Annotated in this window: 19 protein-coding genes and 2 pseudogenes; 15 read left to right on the top strand and 6 right to left on the bottom strand. The window is 39.9% G+C overall.

Going from position 1 to position 26672, the window contains the following annotated elements; genetic code table 11:
• Positions 1-113: 113 nt before the first annotated feature.
• From IPJ16_16680 to IPJ16_16670, 3 genes are all read left to right on the top strand, one after another.
• Positions 114-2453, top strand: a complete 2340-nt coding sequence (locus tag IPJ16_16680) for a glycoside hydrolase family 127 protein (GenBank protein ID MBK7628801.1) — start codon at positions 114-116, stop codon at positions 2451-2453.
• A gap of 92 nt (positions 2454-2545) precedes the next feature.
• Positions 2546-3976 (top strand): Gfo/Idh/MocA family oxidoreductase, encoded by a 1431-nt coding sequence (locus tag IPJ16_16675; protein ID MBK7628800.1) that lies wholly within the window; start codon positions 2546-2548, stop codon positions 3974-3976.
• Positions 3977-4166: 190 nt separating this feature from the next.
• The gene (locus IPJ16_16670; GenBank protein MBK7628799.1) at positions 4167-5540 is read left to right on the top strand and encodes a Gfo/Idh/MocA family oxidoreductase; all 1374 of its coding nucleotides are present in this window, start codon (positions 4167-4169) and stop codon (positions 5538-5540) included.
• A gap of 71 nt (positions 5541-5611) precedes the next feature.
• Here the strand turns inward: IPJ16_16670 and IPJ16_16665 are convergent, their stop codons facing one another.
• The 6 genes and pseudogenes from IPJ16_16665 to IPJ16_16640 form a co-directional block, all read right to left on the bottom strand.
• Positions 5612-7633 (bottom strand): glycoside hydrolase family 3 C-terminal domain-containing protein, encoded by a 2022-nt coding sequence (locus IPJ16_16665; protein ID MBK7628798.1) that lies wholly within the window; start codon positions 7631-7633, stop codon positions 5612-5614.
• Positions 7634-7820: 187 nt separating this feature from the next.
• The gene (locus IPJ16_16660; protein ID MBK7628797.1) at positions 7821-8171 is read right to left on the bottom strand and encodes a four helix bundle protein; all 351 of its coding nucleotides are present in this window, start codon (positions 8169-8171) and stop codon (positions 7821-7823) included.
• Between the two features lie 441 nt (positions 8172-8612).
• Complete coding sequence (locus IPJ16_16655) at positions 8613-9377, bottom strand: discoidin domain-containing protein (protein ID MBK7628796.1); 765 nt, start codon at positions 9375-9377, stop codon at positions 8613-8615.
• The gene (locus IPJ16_16650) at positions 9310-12252 is read right to left on the bottom strand and encodes a hypothetical protein (GenBank protein MBK7628795.1); all 2943 of its coding nucleotides are present in this window, start codon (positions 12250-12252) and stop codon (positions 9310-9312) included. Before IPJ16_16650 ends, IPJ16_16655 begins: the two co-directional genes overlap by 68 nt.
• A 135-nt stretch (positions 12253-12387) precedes the next feature.
• The gene (locus tag IPJ16_16645; GenBank protein MBK7628794.1) at positions 12388-13140 is read right to left on the bottom strand and encodes an ATP-binding protein; all 753 of its coding nucleotides are present in this window, start codon (positions 13138-13140) and stop codon (positions 12388-12390) included.
• Between the two features lie 25 nt (positions 13141-13165).
• Positions 13166-14669: pseudogene (locus IPJ16_16640) on the bottom strand (IS21 family transposase).
• 482 nt (positions 14670-15151) lie between these two features.
• On the opposite strand from IPJ16_16640, the gene IPJ16_16635 reads away from it, so the two are divergent.
• The 12 genes and pseudogenes from IPJ16_16635 to IPJ16_16580 all read left to right on the top strand — a co-directional run bounded on the left by IPJ16_16635 (position 15152) and on the right by IPJ16_16580 (position 26578).
• Complete coding sequence (locus IPJ16_16635) at positions 15152-16120, top strand: hypothetical protein (protein MBK7628793.1); 969 nt, start codon at positions 15152-15154, stop codon at positions 16118-16120.
• Positions 16114-16889: pseudogene (locus tag IPJ16_16630) on the top strand (hypothetical protein). The gene IPJ16_16635 and the pseudogene IPJ16_16630 overlap by 7 nt, the downstream one beginning before the upstream one ends.
• On the top strand, positions 16882-17901 hold the full coding sequence (locus IPJ16_16625; protein MBK7628792.1) for a hypothetical protein: 1020 nt from the start codon (positions 16882-16884) through the stop codon (positions 17899-17901). Before IPJ16_16630 ends, IPJ16_16625 begins: the two are co-directional and overlap by 8 nt.
• Before the next feature lie 5 nt (positions 17902-17906).
• Positions 17907-19061 carry a restriction endonuclease subunit S gene (locus IPJ16_16620; protein MBK7628791.1) on the top strand — a complete coding sequence of 385 codons (1155 nt, stop codon included), beginning with the start codon at positions 17907-17909 and terminating at the stop codon, positions 19059-19061.
• 3 nt (positions 19062-19064) lie between these two features.
• Positions 19065-19847 carry a DUF1883 domain-containing protein gene (locus IPJ16_16615; GenBank protein ID MBK7628790.1) on the top strand — a complete coding sequence of 261 codons (783 nt, stop codon included), beginning with the start codon at positions 19065-19067 and terminating at the stop codon, positions 19845-19847.
• A 105-nt stretch (positions 19848-19952) separates the two neighbouring features.
• Entirely contained in the window at positions 19953-20183 is a 231-nt protein-coding gene (locus tag IPJ16_16610) for a DUF2188 domain-containing protein (protein ID MBK7628789.1), read from the top strand.
• A 66-nt stretch (positions 20184-20249) separates the two neighbouring features.
• Complete coding sequence (locus tag IPJ16_16605; GenBank protein MBK7628788.1) at positions 20250-23486, top strand: type I restriction endonuclease subunit R; 3237 nt, start codon at positions 20250-20252, stop codon at positions 23484-23486.
• Positions 23486-24181, top strand: coding sequence for a M48 family metallopeptidase (locus IPJ16_16600; protein ID MBK7628787.1), 696 nt, complete (start codon positions 23486-23488; stop codon positions 24179-24181). The genes IPJ16_16605 and IPJ16_16600 overlap by 1 nt, the downstream gene beginning before the upstream one ends.
• Positions 24148-24375, top strand: a complete 228-nt coding sequence (locus IPJ16_16595) for a hypothetical protein (protein ID MBK7628786.1) — start codon at positions 24148-24150, stop codon at positions 24373-24375. Before IPJ16_16600 ends, IPJ16_16595 begins: the two co-directional genes overlap by 34 nt.
• A gap of 8 nt (positions 24376-24383) precedes the next feature.
• A complete protein-coding gene (locus IPJ16_16590; GenBank protein ID MBK7628785.1) occupies positions 24384-24887 on the top strand; it encodes a hypothetical protein in 504 nt (167 codons plus the stop codon).
• A 255-nt stretch (positions 24888-25142) separates the two neighbouring features.
• A complete protein-coding gene (locus IPJ16_16585) occupies positions 25143-25919 on the top strand; it encodes a T9SS type A sorting domain-containing protein (protein ID MBK7628784.1) in 777 nt (258 codons plus the stop codon).
• Positions 25916-26578, top strand: coding sequence for a hypothetical protein (locus tag IPJ16_16580; protein ID MBK7628783.1), 663 nt, complete (start codon positions 25916-25918; stop codon positions 26576-26578). Before IPJ16_16585 ends, IPJ16_16580 begins: the two co-directional genes overlap by 4 nt.
• The last annotated feature ends 94 nt before the right edge of the window (positions 26579-26672 follow it).

Here is a 26672-nt window from a genome sequence, read left to right as displayed (position 1 = left end):
ATCATAAGCTGTCAATTTTCACACATTAAAGCGACAAAAATTATTATTGAACATGTTGACTAAATAAATTTGATTAGCTTCATCTTTAATATAGAATCTTAAAGAATTGAATTATGACAATATTTAAGCTATTCATTGGGATAGTAATTTCCTGCTCTTTAAATATAACTTCAGTTTTTGCGCAAAACGGCGTTCAGATCCTGGACGGAAAAGGAGAAACGACGCCACAGTTATATAATCAATTTCTGAGCAGTGTACCCGATATACAGGTTGAAACCATCGTCGGGAATCTTCCTGAATTACCCCGTTATGTAAAAGGTATTTACAAAAATGGTACGAAAGGTCCTAATGTCAGAGTGATCTGGCCATCGCCTTCTGATAATTCCCAGGTACTTACAACCGGCACATTTACTATAACCGGGAAGGTCACAGGAACAGATATCCACCCAAAAGCATATGTAACAGTTAAAGCAGCTTCCGCACCTTCTGCCCCAAAAAGGAGTCTGGAAGCCTTCAGTCTCGATCAGGTTCTATTAAACGCCGATAGTCACAATCACAATACCAAATTTATAGAGAACCGCGATAAATTTTTGACAGGTCTTTCCAAAACCAATCCTGACAATTTCCTCTATATGTTTCGTAATGCCTTCGGTCAGAAACAGCCGGAAGGAGCAAAACCAATGGGCGTATGGGATAGTCAGCTGACTAAATTGCGCGGTCATGCCACAGGGCATTATCTCAGCGCCATTGCTCAGGCATATGCAGGCACCGGATACGATAAGTCGCTTCAGGCAAATTTTGCAGGTAAGATGGATTACATGGTGAATACTCTGTATGAATTATCACAAATGTCGGGAGAACCAAAAACAGAAGGAGGAGAACATGTGTCTGATCCAAGAGCTGTGAAACCGGGTCCGGGTAAACCGGACTTTGATTCTGATTTGAGTGAAAATGGTATCCGGACAGATTACTGGAACTGGGGAAAAGGTTTTATCAGTGCATATCCTCCGGATCAGTTTATAATGCTGGAAAAGGGAGCCACCTATGGAAGTTCTAATACTCAGATATGGGCACCATATTATACCCTTCATAAAAACCTGGCCGGTTTGATGGATATTTATGAAATCACCGGCAACAAGAAGGCTCTGGATATAGTAAAAGGTATGGCTGACTGGGTCTATGCGCGTCTGGGTCAGTTGCCCCAGGAGACACTTATAAGCATGTGGAACAGATATATTGCAGGTGAGTATGGGGGTATGAATGAAGCAATGGCGCGACTGTACCGTTTAACCAAAGAGCCCCGCTATCTGGAAGTTGCAAAACTATTTGATAACATTAAGGTGTTTTTTGGTGATGCTGAACATTCTCACGGACTGGCGAAGAATGTTGATTTGTTTCGGGGGTTACATGCCAACCAGCACATACCTCAGGTAATCGGGGCGCTTGAAACTTATCGTGTTTCAAATTCTCCTGAATACTACGACATAGCTTTTAATTTCTGGAATATTGCCACTAATGACTATATGTACAGTATAGGAGGGGTGGCAGGAGCGCGTAATCCTAATAATGCTGAATGCTTTACTGCCCAGCCGGCAACACTTTATGAAAATGGTTTCGCAGAAGGAGGGCAGAATGAAACGTGTGCCACCTATAATATGCTCAAACTTACCAGAGACCTGTTCCTATTTGATCAGAGTGCAGAGTTAATGGATTATTATGAGCGCGGACTCTATAATCATATTCTCGCTTCTGTTGCAGAAAACACCCCTGCAAATACTTATCATGTACCTCTCAGACCTGGTTCTGTTAAGCAGTTTGGGAATCCAAATATGACAGGTTTTACCTGTTGCAACGGTACGGCTCTTGAGAGTAATACAAAGTTTCAAAACTCAATTTATTTCAGAAGCGCCGACAACAAATCACTGTATGTGAACCTTTATATCGCTTCAACATTAAAATGGACAGAAAGGAATATAACTGTAACGCAAACAACATCTTATCCAAATGAAGACCGTACACGATTCTCAATAAAAGGCAATGGCAGGTTTGACATTAATGTACGCCTTCCGCACTGGGCCACAAATGGGTTTTTTGTGAAAATAAATGGTAAGAATATAAATGTTAAAGCTCTGCCGGGAAGCTATCTTACACTTAGCCGCAAATGGAAAGATGGTGACACTGTCGAACTGCAAATGCCGTTTAAGTTTTACCTGGAACCGCTTATGGATCAGCAGAATATTGCAAGTTTATTCTACGGACCGGTTCTTCTCGCAGCTCAGGAGACCGAACCTGTAACAGAATGGCATAAAGTAACTTTAAATGCAGAGGATATAAGTAAATCAATAACAGGTGACGCTGAGCAGCTACTGTTTAATATTGACGGTGTTGTATTTAAACCTTTTTATGAAACGTATGGGCGTCATTCAGTTTATCTGGATGTGACCCTGAGATAGCAAATAATTGTTTGGGTGAGATTACCGGAGAGGTATGATTATATTATAAGTTTTATTAAATTTGATGGAAACCAATCAAAATTCCTGTAAAGATGAGAGCAAACAGACGTACTTTTCTGAAAAAATCAATACTGGCCAGTGCCGGTATTGCAGTTGCACCGGCTTATATTAAAGGATTCCAGCAGGTAAAACCGAGCGACCGGATTAATGTCGGGGTTATCGGATTAAATGACCGTGGAGGATTGTATAGGGGAATGGGGCACACAGCCAATTTTACAAAGATAAAAGAGACAAGAGTTGCAGCTATCTGTGACTGTGTTGATTATCTCTTCCCAAAAGCAATCGCCGATATAGAAGGTCTGGGAGGTGAAAAGCCCAAAACTTTCGTTGATTATCGCAAGATGCTGGAAGATAAAGATCTGGATGTTATTTCAATAGCCACACCGGGCTACTGGCATGCTCTAATGGCAGTCAACGCCTGCCAGGCCGGCAAGGATGTATATGTGGAAAAGCCAATATCATATAATGTTGACGAAGGAAGAAAAATGATTCAGGCAGCAAGAAAATATGATAAAATCGTTCAGGCTGGAACTCAACGAAGATCAAACAGACTTTCACTTAAAGCAATTCAGCTCCTTAAAGAGGGAGTTATCGGGGATGTTTACATGGGACGCGGAACCGTTTACCGCACCCGACCGGATATTGGCAGAAAACCTGACACCGCAGTTCCTCAAGGTGTCAATTGGGATCTTTTCAGAGGGCCCGCACCAATGATTCCATTCAATGAAAACCACTTCATGTATAACTGGCACTGGTACTGGGACACCAGCACAGGTGAATTCGGCAATAATGGAATACATGTAATGGACATTATCAGACTCGGCATGAAAATCGATGAACATCCCAGGAAGATTTCATGCTGCGGTGGCTTTTACGCGTATAAAGAAACTTCAGATCAGGAGGTCCCTAACTTCCAGGTTGCAGCATTTGAATACTCAAATGGAGCCGTTATGGAACTGGAAGTCAGAAGTCTGCCTACGCCAAGTGAACCATACACCCACCTCTGGCTTGGGACCAAGGGCTATGCAATTATAGAGGGTGAGAATTTCCAGGTATTTCAGGGTGGCAGAGGGCCGGCAACAGCAGGAGGACAAACAGGTACTGCAGCATTTGCTACCGGAGCACGCCAGGACAGAACGGTTAAACCATCAATGGTGGTGACCGAAGCAGATCTTGAACCGAATCCAAGATGGGACGAAATCACAAAATCCGGAATTGATTATCATTTCCAGAATTTTGTCGATTGTGTAATTAGCCGTAAGAGGGAAAATCTGGTAGCTGAAATTGAGAGCGGCCATATGTCGACAGCAATGATGCATCTGGGAAATATAGCATATCGTACTGGCAGAAAACTGGAGTTTGATACTAAAACCGAGAAATTTTTAAACGACAAGGAAGCTAATGCTTACCTGTCTCGCCCTGATGGAGGAAGGAAACCCTTTAATATGCCAATTGAAGTATAAAGGTCCATACTGATGGAATCAATTATAACCTGGTATGAAAGTACCAGGTTTTTTTATGTTAAATGAATTATCTAATTGTAATGAGTCGGACAGTGGAGAAATGTGTAACTGATTTATAAGTGATGTTAGGTATCGTGATCATCATTTTTTTCATATATTTAAATGTTAAAACATAAAGACCATAAAACCTATGAAACCAACAAGAAGAGACTTTCTTAAATCAGCGGGTGCACTTACTGCAGGTGCTTTTTTTATCCCCAACCTTATAAGTAATTCACCAGCGAACAGGCTTAATGTTGCAGTTATTGGTGTTGGCGGACAAGGCCAGGCTAACTGGAGCAGACTGATCAATCAAAAGGATCCTACATGGAATGAAAACATAGTAGGATTATGCGATGTTGATGTCAGCAGGGCTGCTGTAGGTTTTAAAGCAATGCCAGACGCCAGACGCTTCAGAGATTTCAGAGTGATGTTAGATAAGATGCACAAAGAAATTGATGCAGTTATGGTCTGTACACCTGACCATGTTCATTTCCCTGCTGCAATGGCGGCAATGGAACTTGGCAAACATGTTATTGTTGAAAAACCCCTTGCTCATAATATCTGGCAATTAAGGACTCTGCAGAAAGCAGCCAAACATTATAAGGTAGTTACTCAATTGGCTAACCAGGGACATGCCACCAATGGTATTCGTCAGGTTAAGGAATGGTATGAAGCCGGCATATTGGGTAATGTAACCGAAGTTATAGCATGGTTTGACGGACCGGACTTTGGCAAAGGAAAGTATTTCGACAAGCCTGAAAGTTTTCCGCCGGCAGAACAGCCTGTTCCTGAATATTTAGACTGGGATCTTTGGTTAGGTCCAGCAGCATACCGTCCGTACAATGGCATTTATGCTCCAAAAACATGGCGTGGCTGGTTCGATTTCGGCAATGGTGAAATGGGAGACTGGTGTTGCCACACCCTCGATGCCCCTTTCTGGTCGTTGGATTTAGGAATGCCTAAAGTTACTGAAACAGAGTTCAAGACCCCCGTTCCGGATAACGGATTTGTTTCTGACAAAGCCATAATACGTTGGGATTTTCCGGCACGAGGGAATAAGGTTCCTGTAACAATGCGATGGTACGAAGGAGGATTGAAGCCTGAGAACCGTCCGGAATGGAACCTTGAGAAGCTGCCGGGAAGCGGTATGATAATGGTAGGAGATAAGCATTGTCTTATGACAGGAGGTCGTCCGAATAATCCTGTTATCTTATTGCCGGGCAAAGAATGGACCGAGTTTCAGAAAACTCTGCCGGCACCGACAATACCAAGAGTCTTTGAGGAAAATCCGCAGCGCGAATGGTGTGAAGCCATTAAGAATAATACACTGCCCGGCTCAAATTTCGACTATTCCACAAGATTGGTCGAAATGGCATTAACAGGAGTTCTGGCTCAAAGATTCAATACCCGTATAGAATATGATGCTGCAAATATGAAAGTCACCAATCATCCTGAACTGGCTGCCTATATTAAGGAACCGGTTCGCAAGGGATGGGAGTACGGGGAAAAACTCTGGAAATAATTATTCATAAAAAAGTGTGAGACTACCAGCCGGCAGTCTCACACTCTCACTCTGTGGTTTATTACGTTTGTTTATTTAGTATATGACAATCCTTCGCCAAATTTAAAGGCAGGATTTTCAGAATCGAATGGCACGTCTTCAAGCTGCTTTCTGACTGCATCCATCGATGAAGGGATCTCAAATGTGAGTTTTCCGATCGGATTGAATTTTCCGAACACAACATCCAGCAGTGCATTATCAAGGGCGTCAAAGATCATAATGGTTCCTTTTACAACCTGTTTTAAGTCAGCAGGCAATACGCAACTTGAACCTGAGGGATTGAAGGCAACAACAACAGGTTTGCCGGTTTTTGCGAGTACCTTTATGTTATCCCATTTTGCAGACGGGAATAAAATGTCAACATCCCTGGGTGCGAAAGGATTTGCATTTCCTCTCTGGGCTGCAGGGCCTCCTCCGAAACCTCTCTCTTCCTGTGTGGCTGCCCTGACAAGTATAAGATCTGCTTGTTTTGGATCATCTACCAGGGTTGCATATTTAGCTGCGATATCCCTGTCAATTCCGTCTACAAAAATCTTAATATTTTCTTTAGCAGGAAGAACACCATCATTGGTAAGCAGAACAATTGATTCAAGCTGAGCCTGATATCCCAGTTTCTGGTTTTTTTCACTCTGGACAGTATTTACTGCAGCTTCAGGATCGACATAAGGATTTTCAAAAAGTCCAAGTTTAAAGTGCCACTGAAGAATTCTTGCGGCAGCCTGATTTACTCTCTGTTCAGTTACTTTACCTTCTTTTACAAGGTCGATAACAAGGTTGTTATTTGTTTCACTGCCCATCTGGTCAACGCCGGCATTGATAATCATTTCCATGTTATCCTTCAATGTAGTTTTTCCCTGTAAACTTGGTTTGAGAGGACCACGGCTTACAACACCCCAGTCGGTACAGATTGCGCCTTTGAATCCCAACTGATTATAGAGTACTTCTGTTGACATGTGGTATGAATAATTCACATTGAGAGAATCAGAATAGGTCCCGCTGTAATAACCCATTGCAGCCAGGGCACCTTTTGCTATGCCTGTTTTCCAGGGAATAAGATGATAATCGATATTATTTCCCGGGTAAACAAGCCATTGTCCTGTACCCCCTTTGTGCGGACCTGAACCGGGCCAGTGTTTCAGATGAACCAGGATCTTATTAGCTCCGATGTTCTTACCCTGTGCCCCATCCATAAAGGCACCAAGCATTTCTGAAGTAAGGTTTGCATCTTCCGAAAAGCAGCCCATATTGCGGCTCCATCTTGGTTCAGTCATAACATCTATCTGGGGACCGAGTATCATATGTAACCCAACAGCGCGATATTCCTCGGCTACAACCTCTCCAAATTTTCTTACAATTGCTGTATCACGCGATGAAGTTATTCCAACCTGGCCTTCCTTGCTTGGCCACTGAGAGAAGTATTGTTTCCCGCTTACATGAGCACCTAATGTAGCCCCATGCCTCGGGTCGGTTGAAAACATTATAGGTACACCAAGTCTTGTAGCTTCAGCGATCTCCTGCATTTTATTCGACCATGTAGCGAATTCCCTTACAGGTGCAACACCATTATTGAGGATGTTTCGGAAGTTTTTTTCTTCGATAAATGATTTGGCAGTTGCAGTTCTTCTCATCTGTCCCATTGCCATTCCGCCGCCTGCCGGTGCCTGGCCGCCAGGACCAATCGGCCCTGCGTATTGTTCATTGGCGGCATTCGCCATTGCAGCTTTCTCCTCTTCAGTGAAATCGTATTTGACAATTCCGTCAGCAGGAACTGCTATATTGGGATGGAACATTAAACCAACTTTCTCTTCAAGTGTCATCTGGATGACAAGATCAGCGATCCTTTCGTCATCGGACAGTCTCCAGTCCTCATATTTGTCAAGTTTTCCATTTTTGTTCAGATCCCTGAATTGCAGACCTTTGTTCTTGATTATCTGCACGGATCTTGTCCCAAGTAACGGTTGTGCTTTCTGATTTGCATTGTCTGAACAGGAAATTACAATTCCAGTTACCAGAAGCAATTGTAAAATTGATAATAGGTGTCGGTTTGTTTTCATGTTTTTAAAGTTAGGTTAGTGTTAAAAAATGAATCAGGTTTATGGATTTAGACAAATTTTTTGGCAAATTTATTCCACATCCACAAATAATACTAAACATTATTTTCATGATTAATTCTGTTCAGGATCTGACTAGTATCATTTGAAAAACAGAATGTGAATGAGAGCTAACTCGCTCTCACTCTTTTTAAGGTTTATCAAGGTGTTGAATCAGGCTAAACAGCATTTTGGAAATCTGTTCAAGATTGTCTGTGAAAGTATTAAAGTCAGGTTGGTTTATTTCTGATATTTCAAACAAATATTCAAGAATTGCTGCACATTCAAAAGTGCTCCCTCTGGCAACGACCATAAAGTTCTTACGATCTTTATTACTGAAACGAGAAGAGCCTTCGGCTATGTTAAGCATGATGCTGAATGAGGCGCGTCGAAGTTGATCATTTGTTGTTTTGTCGAATTTTTTACCAACAATCAGTTTATTCATAGAAATGCAAAATGATTTTGCTTTCTGATAGACATCTAGTTTACAAAAATCGAACATAGCACGAGGGTTTAATGGTTAAAAAACTTTTAATTATGGTTGCGAGACCGTTAGTAAAGATAGAAAAATTTTAGTGTGGATGTGAGAGTGGGAGTGAGGAAAAAAGAAAAGAGATTGCTCCAGATTGCTCTCGCACTCGATAAAGAAAAGAAAGTGTGAGTGTGAGAGTGGGAGTGAGAAAACAGAACGAGTGTACTCGCTCTCGCTCACACACTCGCTCTGTTTTAGTACCCGGAACGGACAAAAGTTGCAACCGGAATTGAGATAGATCTCAGCATGTACCTTTAACTCTGCCGATCAACTTTACACCCCTCCAATTATTGATTGAGAGAAGCATCACCAATTCTTTCTCCCATTTTAACGGCATACGCCATTATTTTACCATCTGCGGGAGATCTTTCAGGCAGGCAGGGGTTGATCATCGCCAAGATTTTCATAAGGTTATTTAAAAGCGTATATCTCAATAGTCGACAGGTTGAATACCTTTGAAGCGTCTGCCTGACGGATGCCGCTTGCACTTTGCCCTGATGCTCCAGATTCATCGACTCTCATGCCGATAGCCGGAGACATTCCAGTCAGCCCGGAAGGTATGATCCTTACATAACGTCCCCTCGCCTGTACAGGGATGATAATGTTGGTCATTATCGAACTCATATTACTGTTATCATAACTCGCAACTTCCGTGTACTGAACATTGTCGTTACTTACCTCAATCCTGACATGATCCGGTCGGCCTCGCAGACTGTTCATACGGTTCCAGCGCAGCATTATCCTGTCGAAACTCGTGACACTGTCGAGATCCACTACAAAGGCTCCCTGTTCCGGCGACAGCGTAGCAAAGGTGTTCATGTCGGAGTCAATGAATGTCCTGCCTTCACCGGCATTTGCATGTCCGCCCGGTGTTACGTCCGTGGCGTTGAGAGGATCAGTGCCTCCTGACACTGTTTTGCCGCGGGCTATGTTATTGGATCCACCTTGTGGTACAGTTGTGTAGATGTTTGTTGCAGCCCTATAGCTTTTCCCATTAATCACGTTGTTGTAGCAGCTGACAGCGACAAAGGCTTTCCCTGACAGATCCGACCGGTTATACGAAATATCGATGTCGCGGCTCTCACCCGGGAAAAGGGTAAACAGGTTATCATCGTAGATGACAGGAGCCAAGCGTCCTGCGGTTGCTGCCTGTATATGCCTTAAGTTCAACAGCATATGCGATATTGTCAGTCGGATTGCTTACTCTGCAGGTCAGTATGTTCTTTCCGGAAGTTTTATTGAATGCCGGTTGCGTAACTTCCAGATCAACATTGGGAAGCTGATTCAGCAGGGTCATGTCAGGAGCCTGGTAAGTGCCTGACCTGTTCCAGGAGTGGCTTGCTCCTGCCACATCATTTCTCAATGGTTCGGCATAGGAGTTCAGGCTGAGCACCCTGCCATCCGCAGCCCTCAGTTCCAGCCGTATGAAATACACATCCGAAGGTGGAGCGGTCAATGCAGTCTGTATATCATCGTAATCCCATATTTCCGTGACTCCATAAGCTTCCGTTATCTTTCCGAAATAGTTGATCCGGTAAGGTTCATAGGAATTGTTTTCACCCTTTACCAGACCTATTGTCCTGGGGGATAACCTGTTTTTTCCCGAATCTGCATAATCAATTGCAGCGGGTGCGCCGTCAGCCCGGATATCTATTGTCTTTTCAAGTGTGTTGCTGATCCGGTTTCCCATGATGTCATAAACGTCCATCGTGGCCACAGCTCCCGGGTACTCTGCAAATGTATTATTGACAACATTGACGCACTTCCGGTACATGTTGTACATTATATGAACGGGTTCATTGCCTTTCCTTGCACCGTATGTGGTGCCATTTGGATTCATGTAATAGTCAAACTGGTTCCAGAACATAATGGGCCAGGCATTGTTGAGCATCCAGTTTATAAACCCGCTTGTGTTCAGGTACCGATTTGAATTCAAAGCTTCATACTGGGCCCTCTGCAGATCATATTGAAAGACCTGGGCCCGTGCAATGAATTCATCAAATGTAGAAGAGGCTCCGTATGAGCCGTCAATGAACAAAACATGCTGGCCAAGGTTATTGAAGCTGCCCCTGCAGACATGATAGTTCCACAGATTGTAATTCTCCGCGGAGTTGTACGGCCAAAGATTAGATTCAGGAAGTATCCTGCGCATGGTTTCCTGAACGGGGATGCTCCCTCCTCCACCCTCGGAGATGAATCCATACAAACCCCTGGGGTCAGAGTAATACCACGTGGGCGTCTGACTGTCGTATGTTGCATCCATATGCATGCCTCCGGTAACCCCGGTCAGGGTGGCGAGCTTGGCAGAGCCATTGTTGCAATTTGCACCGATCTCGAGCCAACGCAGGTTTGCTTCTATCTCAAAGTATTTCTGCTCGACATTCTGACCATTCACACCCTGGGCTTTAATGCTTGGAGGGTCGTCGCTTCCATTGAACCAGAGAAACATGCATGGATGCTGCCTGGCATTCCTCAGCTGGGCATACAATGATTCAAAAGCCACGAAACGCTCAGCTTTGGAGAACTCGCCCGGGCTCTGCCAGCGGTCGCAGCAGCACCAGCCCGTCATGAGCAGTATCCCGTTTTCATCCATGAGATCAAGCAGATTGTTGTCGAAGAATTTGCCTTCGTCACGGATCATGTTCATTCCCATGTATTTTACGTATTCCACAACTGCCTTGTTGGTTTCACGGTTATGGCGCAGGAACAGATCCGATGCACAATAACCTCCGCCTTTCAGCAACACAGGCCTGTGATTGACGTATATTTGCAGCATGTTCGCCAGGTGTGATGCCGATATCGAGTCGGAATTATTGTTGGCATACGGCGACACATTCACTTCGGCGCTTATTTCCCGTATGCCGAATCGGTGATGAAGCCTGTCACTTACAATACCATCAGCTGAGTATTCATAATCAACAGTGTACAGCGGTTGTTCACCGGAGAGATACGGCCACCAGAGCCGTGGATTTTCAATGTTCAATCCGGGAAAGTCTGAGGCTCTTAATTCAATCTCACTGTTGTATGCACCTGAAGGAACGTTAACAGGTTCTTTGGTGATTGTCGCAACTACCTTTCCTTCAGGATCCTTGATCACAGCGGTGAGTGATCCGCTTACCCCCTCCGCAGTGAAGTTGCTCACATCAACATATAAATTCAAACGGGCAGTTGAATGATCGACTGTTACCTTTGAGACTACGGCGGGATTTTCAAGTCTTGCACTTCCGGTGCAATGCAGAAAAACTTCGCCGGTCAGACCCATCATTGCGTCCGCAGGTTTGGGGTTCCAGTCAACCCAGTAGTATGTCAGGTCATCGCGGTACATGGGTTTTGTAACCTTTACCTTGATATTGTTTTTTACGCTTCCCGTTTTTACAAGATCCGTGACATCCAGGTCGTATGTGCGCATCGTCCCTATAAACTGATTTTTGTATTCCTCAAAATCCATGACACCTGTCAGAGTGCCGGAACCATCAGTATGGAAATCGGTCACCTCAGCACCAAAATCCAACAGGGTTTGTCCGTTCTTCAGATAGTTTTCATCTTTAATGTTGATGTACTTGTTGCTTACTTTTGTTCCGTTCACATATATCTCGCCTGTATAGCTTATGCCTTTGAACGTGAGGATGATTTTTTTTCCTGCTTCGCCTGAAGGAATCGTAAAATCGGTGCTGTACCACCAATGATTCTCAAAATCTCCTTCAGGTATCCTTGATAAATTATCATTGAAATATTCGTTTATCTCTCCATCGTTATCCGGCTGAAAAATGTCATCGTAAACACCGGCATCGACAAGGTTGCCCAGGACGGTTCCAGGAGCCACGGCCTTCAGCCAGTCAGAAGTAGAGTAGTCTACTGCTTTTGCTGCATCATCTTTAACAGCAATTGCATTAAGGGCAGGTGTTGTTGCAGACACAGCAGGTGCAATCTTCCATTCTGTCAGCTGACGCGAAAAAGGCTCGTCTTTTGTTGAGCAGCCAGGAGATACAGTAACTGCAATCAGCATGGCCAAAACTGTTTTAACACATCTTTTCAAACCAATATTTATCATAACATCATTATTTTGATTATTACAAAAGCCGGTCAATCTGACCACATTCAGCCGGTCTAAATTGACCACATCGAAGTTACTGATTTTTCAAAGAGTTTTCCCATCATAAAAAGTGGTTATACAAATCTATCTATTTTAATTCAAATTTCCATTTTCTTTATAATTCTCCCTGCCTTTTCTCAGAGATTCTCCCTTTAGTTCTATCCTGTGTGCATTATGAACGATCCTGTCAAGGATTGCATCAGCAATAGTTTTTTCTCCAATGACCTCATGCCAGCAGTTTACTGGTAGTTGGGAAGTTATTACTAATGATGCTTTGTTATGACGGTCTTCTATTATTTCCATCAGTGCAGAACGATTTTGATTATCTATTGGTAATAGTCCAAAGTCATCAAGGATAAGTAAGTCTTGCCGCTCTATTTTTGATATTTCACGTATATAAGAACCATCGGCCTTGCCCATCTTTAGCTTGGAAAATAGCTTTGCCATATTTGCATAATATACCTTAAACCCAAGAGTACATGCCTGATGCCCAAGTGCTGTAGCAAGGTAACTTTTCCCTATTCCGGTGCTTCCGGTTATAAGTATGTTCTCATGTTTTCTGATGTAAGTGCATTCTGCATAGCGTAGCATCTGGTTCCTGTCAAGATTACGGTTTGCCTCATAATCAATGCTCTCAATTGACGATTGATAGCGGAACCTTGCATTGCGCAGCCTTCTGTCAATATTACGGTTTTGACGGTCATCCCATTCCGCCTCCACTAACATACCTATCAGCTCATCAGCTGACAGGTTTGCAAGGTTATCATTCTCAAGGCTGGTTTCATAAGCCCTGGCCATTCCGAGCAGCCGGAGCTTCTTTATTCTGTCGAGTATTTCTTTTGTCATTCTCTTACTTTTTATATTATCGTTTTTACCTGTAATAGTTCTCACCTCTTATATTTTCATGAACCGGGATCTCTGACGTTAACTCCACATAAGTTAAAAAGTCATACTTGTTTTCCAGTATTGACTTAATTGCACCATAGGAGTAGTTTTCATATTCAATGGCTCTTCTGCAGGCATTTATCAGTCTTTCCCTGCCTACCTTGCGTTCGTAGCCTAGGACGCCCTGACACGCTTTATAAGCCTGCTCGGGATGGGTTTTACTTGCCATCAGACCTACAATGAACTCCCTGACTGATCCATCGATTGACTCTGCCCAGTTAAGAAAGCGGTCAGGGTTCCAGTCTGTCAGGTATTTATGCGTTGAAGCCAGATGCTCTTTATCGGTCGTATAGCCATATTGCCTGCGGTCTCTTTTATGGCGGGCCAAAAGAACATAATTGTAATAAATCTCAACATGGGTGGTCGAGTACATGATCTTTATCTTTTACCAATATATTGATATGGAGCGCTGTAATAGTGACGGTCTTCCTTCAGACAAACATGTCCATTTACAGATATTGTAGCTTGCTGATGCCGTTTAAATTCATAAAGTAACTCAGGAAGTGGATGTAGTACGGCTCGCTCCACATCCTCAAACAGATCTCTGCGGCTATATGGCCGCCCCGTCATCCTTGTATTATTATGAAGCTCAACTATCTCTCTTATTGCCTCGTTTAACTCCTCAAGAGTATGGAAGACTTTATTGTCCAGCACAGAGTAGATACGCCTGTAAGCAATCTTGACAGCTCCTTCAACAAGAGCTTTGTCTTTAGGTTTATAAGCCCGGGCGGGTAATATGGTGGTACTGTAATGCAAAGCAAAGTTCTCAAATGCCTGGTTTAATGTAGGCTCATAAAGACTGCTCTTAATTACAGCACTCTTAAGATTATCGGGAACAATTGCCATTGGCACACCTCCGTAATAAAATAAGGCATGCTCGCAACAGCTGATTAAATCTTCTTTGCGTTGGCTTAATGTTCCCTCAACATAGGTTAACTGACTTGCTCCAAGAATAGATATAAATACCTCTACATCTGTTATCTCGCCTGTTTCTTTATTAACCAGATGAAGCTTCTCCCCGGCATAATCAATATACATCTTATCGCCTGCAACATGCTCGATATGCATGACCGGTTTACTGCGGCGGAGCCACTGCTGGTAATGATGTTTGAACTGTGAAGGCTTAAAGCCATCGGGATGCATTGCTATATACCTTTCCCACTGAATCTGGCGTGTCATCCCTCTTTTCTTCAACTCTTTCTCTATGAGAGGAAATAAGGGTTCCAGAGCTTTATATTTTTCGCTGGGTTCCGGCATCAGATTGTCGCCAAACAACTGATCCAGTTCCAGGTCGCTCCGCTTGTCGACCTCCGCAAGATCCAGGCCAAGGCGGACATAAATTTTAAGGTATTTTTTAGGGTGTTGCGAGACACACCCGTCAGATCGCTGATCTTCAGCTTACTCTCGCCCTGCGCATAGAGCCGCAGCATTTGTCTTAGTTTACTCATGTCTGTCTTTTATTGGCCATAATCCCTCTGTTAATATAAAACCAACAGTAAGGATTATAACTTACTTTTTCAACATGAGAAAAACTCATCTCAGGTGGTCAGTTTGCTCCGGCGAAGGGTGGTCAGTTTAAACCGGCGCGAGGTGGTCAGTTTGACCGTTTTTTCCAGTTAATCTTTACGATTTGATTGATGACAATAATATTGATTTCTGGATTTATGGGCACCATCATGTTAATGTTGAAGAGTTTAGCATTGGGGAAACGAAAATGCTTACAAATCAGCTTGGATATTTAAGATATGATGAAAATAAGTATTTCACTAATGGAAAAATTATTTATATATAACTCGTTGATATTGATTATCTGTATATTATCATTATATTTGCACGATATCATAATTAATGATAGTGTGCAAATATAATGCTATTATATTAATATACAGTTATATAATGTAATATTCATAAAATGAATGAAGTAGTCAATTATATTAATGAGGTGCTTGGTACCAGGGTAACCTATAAAAAAATAGCACCTGAAAAGCTTAAGAATTTACCATTCTTCCTGGCTAAAGGCTACGATTTTGGTGAAATCAGACTGTACAACCTGAAGATAGTTCTTTTAAGCGTGAAAGATGATTTCACAACTGAAGTTCTCAGGACTCATCTTACTAAGGTACAAAGCATTTTAGATTCAGTCGTGGTTGCAGTTATTCCTCAGGTTGACGCATATAAAAGGTTGAGACTGATAGAAAAAAGAGTACCGTTTATTGTTCCTGGAAGACAAATGTATATGCCTGACCTTTTAATTTCTTTGAAAGAATACGGCAATAGTCAGGTAGAGGACCAGCAACCAGCAAATATGCAACCGGCCGCGCAACTTATTCTATTGTATCATTTACAGGTTGAACCTTTGGAAGGATTAAACCTTGGTACCATAGCTCAAAAGCTTGGCTATAACCCTATGACTATTACCCGGGCAGCATTTTACTTTCATAACACAGGTTTGTGTAAAATTGAAGGCACAAAAGAAAAGTTTCTGAAATTTGAGAAAACCAAACGTGAATTATGGGATATTGCTGAACCTAAGATGACAAATCCAATAAACAAGACACAGTTTTATACAGGTTATACCTTGGATCAGAACCTAAAGAAAGCAAATATTAATGCACTTGCTTATTATACAGAACTTAATGATGAACAAGTAGAGTTTTTTGCGATGCCCCCAGGTTATGGAAGGTTTATAGGAGGGGTGAATCTTAAACCCATTGATCCGATGGAAGGGAATGTATGTATTGAGGAGTGGAAATACGATCCTGCCTTGCTGACCAAGACAGAATATATTGATTCTCTCTCACTTTATTTGTGTTTCAGAGAGAACAAAAATGAACGTATTGAAATGGCACTTGAAAAACTAATAGAAAAATTCCCATGGTAAGAGGTATTAAGATTTTTCTGAATATTTTAAGGATTATACTAATAATTATGTAATTATTGGCGGCACTGCTTGTGATATTATTATTGAAGAGGCAGGTCTTGTTCCAAGAGCGACAAAAGATATCGATATCATATTAATTGTTGAAGCTCTGAGTTCTGATTTCGTAAAACAGTTCTGGAAATTTATTCAGGATGGAAACTATGAACGGAAAGAGAAAAGCTCTGATGAAAGGAAGTATTATCGTTTTACAAAACCAGAAAAATCAGACTTCCCGTATCAGATTGAACTATTTTCACGTAAACCTGATTTAGTTGATCTTGAAGAACCAGCATATCTTACTCCTATCCCGGTAGATGATGATCTTTCGAGTTTATCTGCAATTTTACTAAGTGATGATTATTATAATTATATGATTGAAATGAGCACTCTTGAAAATGGAATACATTTTGCCAATACTGAAGCTCTTATATGTCTGAAAGCTAAAGCCTTTTTGGAAATATCAGAACGAATAGCCAATGGTAGCACTGAGGATGCAAAGCAGCTACGAAAACATAAAGCCGATGTTTTCAGATTGGCAGTTATGCTTACTGAGGCTGACAATTTTAAATTGCCAGAAAAGATTAAGCAACAATTACAAACCTTCGTAAATACCATTTCTGAAGATCTTCCGGACAAAGCAATCTTTAAAGAAATGGGGTTAGGGAACATTGATGTAGAAAAAGTGTTCCGTCAGTTGATTATGAATTTTAGCCTGACAGCAAATGAGTAAACTATACAGTAAATATGATGTCGCTATTTCTCTGTGTAAGCAGGACGTCGACTTTGCAAAAAAAATAGTTGCTCAATTGAATCCTGGATTAGAATTGTTTTTTTATGAGGATAAACAGGAAGAATTAATCTCAAAATCGGGACCGGAAGAATTTGGAAAGATTTTTAAAGAGAGCTCAAGAGTTGTTGTTATTCTCTCCAGAAATGAATGGAGCGAATCATTTTATACCGAGATTGAAAAAAATGCCATTATTGACAGAACATCAGTAAAAAACCAAGGGTATAATTTCCTTATAGTCATTCCTATTGTACCTAATGAAATACCATCCTGGTATCCTTCCACGCGCATTTATTTAGATCCTCGTAGATTTTCCTTTGAAGAGCTGGCAAAGTTTATTGAATTCAAAGTAACTGAAGAGGGTGGAACTTTAAAACCAATAACTGTTGAAGACCGGTATCAAAATCTTTTAGAGAGAATTGAAGAAAAGAAGCGAAAAGTTCGTCTTCAGGAAACAAAGGAAGCTATTGAGCTGGCAAGAACAGAACATCAATTACTAAAAGATTGTTTTAACGAAAAGATCCTCTTTTTGGGGACTTCACATTTCGATACTAATTATAAATTTCCATTTGCAGGGAATAGTGAAACTGCTGAATTTGGAATCGGTGATTACCGTCTTCGATGTACGTTTGAAATACCTGATGAGTTAGCTCATAGAATTGTGACAACCCAGAATTTCTGTGTCTCTTTAGAAATATATAAAATAGCTGATGAAGGAGACATTACATTATCTTCAGAACGAAGAATATTCTATTATTCTGAAATGTTTAAGGGATGGGCATTAATTCATAATGCTGGATATAAAAGCCAATATGAATTATCGGTATTGTTTAGCAATAGTGACAACACTAAATACTATGATTTAATTCATCCTTTTTGTTCAGGGGACTTGGTCGATGCCTGGTTTCAAAGGTTACTAAAGGAATCTTCAGCTTCTATTGAACGATATTTATGAAAAGGATGAAAGAAAAGAATAATGCAAAACCCTTTCACAATACAAGTATTCCTGGTGATTGGGAAGTGAAACGATTAGGAGAAATATGCACAACATTTAGGAGTGGTTATGGGATTACGTCAGAAGAAATAAATGAAAATGGTGATTATGCTGTCTATGGAGGAAATGGCTTACGTGGTTACACTAACAATTATACGCACGAAGGAAACTACTTTTTGATTGGAAGACAGGGTGCACTTTGTGGAAATATTATCAGAGTATGTGGTAAAAATTATATCTCTGAACATGCAATTGCTGTAAAAACCGATAATAAAAATGATAATTCATTCCTTGCCTATAGACTTGATTTTCAAAATTTAAATAGACTTTCTGAATCTTCAGCTCAGCCTGGTTTATCTGTGGAAAAACTGATTAGACTTAAAATAGCTCTTCCTCCTCTCCCCGAACAAAAAGCCATTGCTCACATCCTTGGTTTGATGGACACAGCCATCAACAAAAACAATTCTCTTGTTGCTAAAATGGAATTGCAGAAAAAATGGCTGATGCAAAATTTATTGACAGGGAAGAAAAGGTTGAAGGGGTTTAGCTCTGAGTGGAAGGAATGTAGACTTGGTGATATTACTACAAATTTTTCAAGAAGGAATAAAGAGTTGATAGATGCAAAAGTATATTCAGTTACAAATACCAACGGATTTGTGTTGCAGTCTGAATATTTTGAAGGGAAAGTCTCAGGGGAAGATTTATCCAATTATAAAATAATAAAAAAGCACGAATTTGCTTACAATCCAGCAAGAATAAACGTTGGCTCATTAGCATATTTCGAGATGGAAATTGGTGTTATTAGTTCACTTTATGTCTGCTTTAAAACTAAAGGGGAAATTTTGGACTACTATCTTCATCAGTTTTTACAAATAGACCATACAAAATATAGAATCGAAACATTAGGGGAAGGTGGAGTAAGAGTCTATTTGTGGTATGATCTCTTCTCAAAAATTAAAATAAAACTACCTTGCCTTGAAGAACAAACCGCCATTGTTCAAGTGCTTCAGGCAGCTGACAAAGAAATTCAACTTCTTAAAGCCAAAACAGAAAAACTGAGGGATCAGAAAAAGGGGTTGATGCAAGTTTTGCTAACGGGGAAGAAAAGATTAACAGTTTAATCTATGAAATACCAAGTTTACGATTTAGGACAATTAAAAAGTGGACAACGAGTACAAGTTACACTTTCAGGGAATGCAGCTAATGTGCGTTTGATGGATAGTTCAAACTATCAAAGTTATAAATCAGGTAGAAGTCATAGGTATACTGGGGGATTAATTACAAGGTCACCAATAGTTTTAGGTATTCCAAGTTCAGGGCATTGGTATGTAACTGTAGACCTACAAGGTCTAAGGGGAACTGTAAGATCATCAATTCAAATTTTACCTTCTGCTCTGCCACAATACAATGAACCAGCACTATCGACAGTTCCCTCATTGGTTAGAAAAGAATACGGCGATGCTTATAATTTAGATCACACCGTTAAAAGCTATGATGTTTTTATCTCACACGCATCGGAAGATAAAGATGAAGTAGTTCGCCCTTTGGCCATTGCCCTGCAAGCAGAAGGATTAAGTGTTTGGTATGATGAATTTGAGATGCAAATAGGTGATAGTCTTAGAAGAAAAATAGATAAAGGACTTGCAAACAGTCGCTTTGGTATAGTGGTTTTGTCAAAAGACTTTATAAAAAAAGGATGGACTAATTATGAATTAGATGGAATTATTACGAAAGTGGTCAGTGGAGAGCAAATCATGTTACCAATTTGGCATAATATAACTAAAAAAGAAGTAATAGATTTTTCCCCTTCATTAGCTGATAAATTGGCTAGAAATACATCAGCGTATACTGTTGAGGAAATTGCAGCCGAAATTTCTGAAGTAATTAACAATTCAAAGCATTTATAATATTTAGAGACTACCCAGAGAAAATACAAGATTTGGAAGAAGAATAGTCACAAGAAAAGTCAATATGAAATGGAAAGGATAATTTTACACTAATATTAAGAAAAAATGAGTAGAAAAGAAAGACATGTAGTACCAAACCCTGATGGTGGGTGGGACTCCAAACGAGAACATGCTGAAAGAGCCTCTAAACATTTCGAAACTAAGGAAGATGCAATGCAATGGAGCAGAGAAAAAAGCAACTCAGAAGGATCAGAACTGATTCCACACAGAAAAGACGGGACTATTCAAAATCCAGATAGCCATGGCAACGACCCTAATCCTCCAAAAGACAAATGATAAAAATATTGGTAAGACAATTCTCTTTTTCGTTGTTAATATTCTCTGTAGAATGAAAATAAGATAATGAACACACCAAGTTTCAAAGAAGACCATATAAGCCAGGTACCTGCTTTACAATTGCTGCAAAAGCTGGGATACATTTATTTGAGTCCGTCAGAATGCGAAAAACTTCGTGGTGGTAAAACGAGTAATGTTTTACTTGATGACATTCTGCGCAAACAGTTGAAGGAGATCAACTCAGATAAAAGAATTAGTTCAACAAAAACTACTTATATCAGCGATGCTAATATTGAAAACGGAATTCGTGCATTAAAAGAATTGCCGATGAACGAAGGTTACATAGCCGCCAGCGAAACGGTTTATGACCTTATTACTTTGGGAAAGGCATTTGAACAGAATTTTGACGGGGATAAAAAAAGCATAACACTTCAGTACATTGACTGGAATCCGGAAACATTTTTAAGTAATAATGCATTTCATGTAACAGAAGAATACAGCGTAATGCGCAGTAACAGTAAAGAGCATTACCGGCCTGATCTGGTTTTGTTCGTTAATGGTATACCATTGTGTGTAATTGAGTGTAAGCGACCTGATATGAAAGAGCCGTTAGCACAGGCAATAAGTCAGCACTTACGAAGTCAGCAGGAAGATGGAATCAGGGCTCTATATGTGTATGCACAGGTTATTTTGAGCATTGCCACACAGGAAGCAGCTTATGCCACAAATGCAACTCCTGAGAAATTTTGGTCAAAGTGGGAAGAAAAATTTACAACGGAAGAGGAGGAAGAAAAATACTTAAAAGATTTACTGGAGATTAAAAACCGACCATTAGGTATTGAACAGAAAGATAAATTGTTCAGCGAACGGTTTAAGTATGTGAGGCAATACTTTGATGATCTGGAAACAGAAAATATTCTTCCGACAATCCAGGATAAATATTTGTTCGGGTTATGTCGTCCGGAAAGGTTGATGGATATTATTTTCAACTTCATTCTGTTCGATAACGGAGAGAAAAAGGTTGCCCGGTATCAACAGTTTTTTGCGATAAAAAAATCAATGAAACGGATCCTTCAGTTTAAAGAGGGAAGACGACAGGGTGGGGTGATATGGCATACTCAGGGCAGTGGAAAATCACTGACTATGGTAATGCTGGCTCAGGCAATTGCTTTGGAAAAATCGATCCGTAACCCCAAAATAGTACTGGTAACGGATAGGACGGATCTGGATAATCAAATTACTGGTACATTCAGGAAATGTGGGAAATTTGTTGAGAATGCCACAACAGGGCAGCGATTGGTTGAACTGTTGGAAAGTAAAAGTGATTCAGTTGTGACCACCATCATAAATAAATTTGTGGCAGCCATAAAAAAAATAACAAAGCCATTGGAGAGCCATGATATTTTTGTCCTTGTTGATGAAGGTCACCGGACCCAGCATGGAACTTTCAATATTGAGATGCAAAAGACATTACCCAATGCCTGTTTTATTGCAATGACCGGAACACCCCTCTTCAAAAAGGATAAAAGTACTGCTGCAAAATTCGGCGGCATTATTGATGCATATACTGTTGATCAGGCTGTAAAAGATAAAGCTGTAGTTCCATTATTGTACGAAGGAAGACTAGCACGGCAAAACGTAAATGTTAGTCCTCTTGATACATTCTTTGGAATGGTGGCTGAACCATTGACAGATTATCAGAAAGCTGATTTTAAGAAGAAATTCAGCAGGGCTGATCAGTTGAATGGGGCTGAACAGAAGATCTATGCGACTTCATGGAATATTAGTCTGCACTTTCGTGATAACTGGCAGGGAACACCATTCAAGGCACAATTGGTTTGCGATAAAAAAGTAAATGCCATACGTTACAATGAATTTCTGAATGAAATAGGGATAGTAAGCAGTGTAGTTTTGATTTCGTCAATTGATGAAAGAGAAGGCGAAGAGAGTGCTTATGAAAAATCCACCGATAAAGAAAACCGTTTTTGGAAGAAGATGATGGACGAACATGGCAATTCTAAATCTTATGAGAAGAACATCATCAGCCGTTTCAAGAATCAGAAAGACCCGGAAATAATTATTGTTGTAGATAAACTTCTTACGGGTTTTGATGAACCAAAAAATACAGTTTTATATCTTACCAGGAATTTACGTGGACATAAACTATTGCAGGCAATCGCCAGGGTTAATCGTGTTTATTCTGATAAAGAATTTGGGTACATCATTGACTATTACGGAGTAATTGAAAATCTTGATGATGCAATGCAGATGTATTCTTCGTTTGAAGATTTCGATAACGACGACCTGATTGGTACACTCACCAACATCAATGATGAAATTCACAAATTACCTCAGAAACATTCAGAGTTATGGGATCTATTTAAAACAGTCTCAAATAAACGGGATGCAGAAGCTTATCAGCTGTTACTTAAGGATGAAGCTATAAGGGTTTTGTTTTATGATAAGCTGGCAGCATTCGCAAAATGTTTAAAACTGGCTTTCTCCTCTCTCCGGTTCTATAAAGATGTTGATGAAAAAACGATAAATCGTTACAAAGAAGATTTGACTATGTTCCTGAAACTTCGTGTGGCCGTTGTAGAAAGGTACTCTGACGAAATTGACTACAAACTATATGAAGGACAAATTCAAAAATTAATTGATACTCATATCACTACGGATAAAGTGGAAGTTATTACTGAGTTGGTGAACATCTTTGAAAAAGACAAGTTTCAGGAAGAGCTTGTAAAAACAATAGGCAAAGCAGCTAAAGCCGATAAGATCGCAAGTCGGACTTCAAAACACATTTCAGAGAAAATGGATGAAGATCCTGCATTCTATAAAAAGTTTTCTCAGATGCTGCAGGAAGCAATTCTGGAATATGAAGCAAATCGCATAAACGAAACTATCTATTTAAACAGAGTTCAGGAAATAATGAATAATGTTTTAGCGCACACTGACAGTGATATACCAGAAGCATTAAGTGAAAATGATGTTGCCAAAGCATTTTACGGGTTATGTGTAGAAGCCCTAAAAGATAATATTCAGGATTCTATTGTCAGAAGAGAAATCTCAACTCATGCAGCTTTACGCATTGATATGCTAATTCAAAGTGCTGTGTTGGATAATAATAAACCAATTATTGACTGGCAATTTAAAACCAACATAACCGGAAAATTGCAGATCGAAATCGGAGATTATCTGATTGATGAAGTGAGGGACAAATACCACCTCAATCTCTCATTTGGAGACATGGATGAGATCTCTAACAAATGTATTGATGTTGCTAAAATCCGTTATAGGTAATGAAATCTGCAATTCAATTCGGTTCAAAGCAAATAGATTTTCATCTGGAATATTCCAATAGAAAAACCTTAGGGATAACTGTAAAACCGGATCTGTCAGTTTTAGTAAAAGCCCCTGGTGATACAACGCTGGAAAAAGTCGAAGAGAAACTTAGAAAGAAAGCATCTTGGATAATCAGGCAACAAAGTTTCTTCCTTACTTTCCATCCAAAGACACCTGCAAAAAAATTTGTAGGAGGCGAAACGCATTTATATCTCGGCAGACAATACCGTTTGAGTATCGTGCAAAAAAAACTGGAATCAGTAAAGTTGAAAGGAAAGTTTATTGAAGTGGCAACATTAGATAAACTACGAGTCAGGCAGTTGGTAAATGGTTGGTATTTAGGAAATGCGAAGATCAAGTTTCGATCAATAGCCCAACCAATTATAGACAGATTCAAAATATATGAGGTTGAACCGTCATCAATTGTATTAAGAGATATGCCAACCCGTTGGGGAAGCTGTACACCAAAAGGTAAAATCATTCTGAACCCAGAATTGATCAAGGCACCTAAAGGTTGTATTGAATATGTTATTATTCATGAACTTTGCCATCTGGTTCATCACGATCATACTCAAAGATTTATTGACTTACAAACGAAAGAAATGAAGGACTGGGAAAAATGGAAAATGAAATTGGAGAAACTGCTCGCTTAAACTCTGAAAAAATGGTGAAAAAATCCAAAATGATAATTAAGAATTCTGTTTTGTCGACTAAAGGACCAGGACAGAGAAGAAAGGTGAGCACAAAAAAACGAAAAATATACCCCATCCCTGAGGAAGATACTTTCATGCCAATTGATGAAGATTCGGAGGAGATTAAATACACCACCAAAAAAAACATATCTTAGCATTTGTCATGAAAAGGAATTTATTAATCTTATCGTTTTTATTTTTTTCAATAGCTCAGACTTATTGTCAAAAGTTCAAAAATGTCAGAATAATCGAGCCAGATTTTTCCGAGACTGCAGTTTTCGTAAATGATTCCATTGGTACTGGTGTTTTACTGGAACACCAGACAGCGGTAAATACGAAAATTAAATATATGACAACGCAGTTGATTTTAGAATTTAAAATGTGTTGTTCCACTGTTTCTGTGGATTCTTTAAATTCACAGTTTATTGTCCGGGTCTCAGATAATTCAATTAATCCATCTGACCTGGTAAGTATTGTCAAAATGAAAATTGAAAACACCAAAAGAGTCTGGAACACTTCAAACTCTGAAAAGTTGGAGTTCAAAGCAAAAAAGTACGGGACCAACTCATACTTAATTACTGTTCCTCGGTTTACTCCTGGTCAATATGGAATTTGTTTTAAGAATAGTAATTCTGTTAATCTTTTTGGAGTAAAGCTTATAAACTAGTATTATTGAATTTAAACAAAAGCGTTCAAAATTATAATAGAGAGATCTTCAGATGAGGATCTCTTTTTTTTCATTTCCCCGAAAATTATTGTGGTAAGAAAAAGACCCTACAGCACTAATGCGAGTAGTAAAAATAAGGTAGTAGAACTCAATATTCACGTTGTACAGAAATGTTTCTGAAGGAAAGTAAAAGTTAACACTTATTACAGGAGAGCTGTCACAAGTGGTAACAGCACGGTTTATTCAAACTTCGTAATGATTAAGGTATTTGATCAAATAAACCTTCCAACAACAGATATTAAAACAAGCTACTGTAAAGGTTCAACGGTTAACATAAATGTAGTTAACCCAGCTTATCTTAGTTACAAATGGTATGATTCAGGGCACGCTTATTTAATGGATGGTACAAAATACACCTTAAGCAGCATTACCACGGGTAATACTGTTTACGTTAAGAGTCTCGATCTGAACGGTTGTTTAAGCGATTACCTGGAGCAGAAAATTATCGTTGATAACGTGGAAGCAAGCTTTACCCCTGACATAACTACAGTTACAATTGGAGATGCAATCAAGTTTACCAACACAAGTGTTAATGCCAGCAGTTATTCCTGGAACTTCTTTGAGGGTGATATTATATCTGAACAAAACCCGGTGCATTATTATAACGTACTGGGTGTTAATTCCAAAAAATTCAGTGTTCAGTTGACTGTAAAAAGTCCGGGGGGGTGCATTGATTCTGTTTTGAAAGATGAGATAATTACGGTAATTAATGATATTACCGGCATCGAGAAAAATAAGGAAGTTACGTTCTCCAGCTATCCTAATCCGGTAAGCGAAAATCTATCACTTAAAAGCAATGAAAGAATAAAAACCGTTAAGATTTTCAATATTTCAGGTACGATGATAGAGTCTCTAATCTTTGACAGCGAAACTGTCACAATTGATTTCAGCTCACTGAAATCAGATATATATATTCTGGAAATCAACGGTTTCAGAGATTCAAAGAAAAGTGTTAAAATCATAAAAAAATGAAACAGTTAAAGCTTTGCATAGTACTTTTTGTTTTGGTTGGTCAATTTTTTTTCTCATCGTGCGATAACCGGGAAGATTATTTTATTGATGTTAACAAAGCCCCTTCTCTAACGCTAGTTAAAAACGGCGTCCTGCTTGAGGGAAACGCACTTTCGGATTCTCTCAAGATCGGGGTACCCTTGTCCTTGCAATACTTTATCCAGGATGAAGAGAAAATAACATTGAAGGTCTCTCAGGAGCAACCAAAAAATACTTTTGAGGTTGGTACTGAATTAATTAGCTTCACAGGAGTGACAGAAGGACAAAATATCTTTAGCCTGTGCGCTAGAGACTCTTTTAATGAAGAAGCAAAGTTTTCTATAACATTTACAGTTTTTCGAAATATAGCCCCGGTAGCAAAGTTTTCCGTTAAGAAAATAGGCGTTTCAAGTCCATACGAATATGAAGTGGATGCTTCGGCATCTTATGATAAAGATGCAAGGTTCAGCGGGAAAATTACAGAGTATGAGTACACGCTTGCAAATTATAAATTTAGTTCTCCTCTGAATAAGGTGCGTTATGTTTTTGGTAGTGCAGGGCAGAAGCAGATTCGTGTCCGGGTTAAGGATAATAACGGAGATTGGTCAAATCAGATATCTGAATACGTGGTTTTAAATTGATTTTTTGGGTTGAGTTTTAATAATATTGCAAAGAAAGAATTACCCATTAAGTGCTGCTTCTTTTGTCTCGCTTCGTTTTTCACTGATCACTCTT

It is taken from the genome of Bacteroidales bacterium (assembly GCA_016709865.1).
In the GTDB taxonomy this organism is placed as follows: domain Bacteria; phylum Bacteroidota; class Bacteroidia; order Bacteroidales; family VadinHA17; genus LD21.
The sequence above is the reverse complement of the archived record's forward strand: the minus strand, read 5'-3'. Positions and strand labels throughout refer to the sequence as shown.